The 682-nt window shown below is 53.2% G+C and carries 1 protein-coding gene; it reads right to left on the reverse strand.

The genetic code is table 11. The features are described 5' to 3' along the window. Positions 1-4 precede the first annotated feature (4 nt). Positions 5-682 (reverse strand): EF-Tu/IF-2/RF-3 family GTPase (locus tag ACJ8PL_RS25510; protein WP_042789567.1); only part of this gene is annotated, 678 nt, incomplete at its 5' end.

The raw sequence follows: 682 nt of genomic DNA on the forward strand, positions 1-682 counted from the left end.
GCGATTAAGCGATAACTTTAGCAACAACACCAGCGCCTACAGTACGGCCGCCTTCACGGATTGCGAAACGCAGACCGTCGTCCATCGCGATTGGGTGAATCAGGGTTACAACCATGTTCACGTTGTCGCCTGGCATTACCATCTCTACGCCTTCTGGCAGTTCGATGGTACCGGTCACGTCAGTGGTACGGAAGTAGAACTGTGGACGGTAGCCTTTGAAGAATGGCGTGTGACGACCACCTTCATCTTTGCTCAGGATGTACACTTCAGATTCGAACTGGGTGTGCGGCTTGATGGAGCCTGGCTTAGCCAGTACCTGACCACGTTCGATTTCTTCACGTTTGATACCACGCAGCAGAACACCTACGTTCTCACCAGCACGGCCTTCGTCCAGCAGTTTGCGGAACATTTCAACGCCAGTACAGGTAGACTTAACGGTGTCTTTGATACCAACGATTTCAACTTCTTCGCCAACTTTGATGATACCGCGCTCAACACGACCGGTAACAACGGTACCACGACCGGAGATGGAGAATACGTCTTCGATTGGCAGCAGGAACGGCTTGTCGATAGCACGCTCTGGCTCTGGGATGTAGCTGTCCAGGGCTTCGGCCAGTTCGATGATTTTCGCTTCCCACTCAGCTTCGCCTTCCAGCGCTTTCAGCGCGGAACCGCGGATTAC

It is taken from the genome of Serratia sp. CY83965, from assembly GCF_052166375.1.
Taxonomy (GTDB): Bacteria; Pseudomonadota; Gammaproteobacteria; order Enterobacterales; family Enterobacteriaceae; genus Serratia; species Serratia marcescens.